At 35.8% G+C, this 478-nt stretch carries 1 pseudogene; it reads left to right on the forward strand.

Features of this window, described 5'->3' with window-relative positions:
* Positions 1 to 137 precede the first annotated feature (137 nt).
* Positions 138 to 478: pseudogene (locus BHE18_RS20950) on the forward strand (pectate lyase family protein); the annotation flags it as partial.

A 478-nucleotide genomic window follows, 5' to 3' on the forward strand; every position in this document is an offset into this window, starting at 1 on the left:
TGATTGGCTGTTGTGATTGGGTCACTAGACAATATTGGCAGGCTTTATGGTATGTAGACTACTTACAACAGTTTGTTGAGTATTTTGTATGTGTTAAGTAAAAAGCAGGTATTATGGATGGGATTTTTTTTTTTTTTTACGCGAAAAAAACGCTGAAAAATATTTATTTAACAACTTCATCAGCTTCTGGAAATGTCATTTTTCAAAATTTAACGTTTGAACACAGTCCGCAGATTAACGGAAATAATGATATCCAGCTTTATTTAGATTCCGGTATGAACTATTGGATTGATCACGTCACATTCTCAGGTCATAGCTATAATGCAAGCGGAAGCGATTTGGATAAACTCGTGTATATCGGAAAATCCGCAGATTATATCACGATCAGCAACTCAAAATTTGCGAATCATAAATACGGTTTGATTTTAGGATACCCGGATGATTCTCAGCATCAATATGACGGCTACCCCCACATGAC

Source organism: Rossellomorea aquimaris (genome assembly GCF_001877785.1).
Classification (GTDB): Bacteria; Bacillota; Bacilli; order Bacillales; family Bacillaceae_B; genus Rossellomorea; species Rossellomorea aquimaris_A.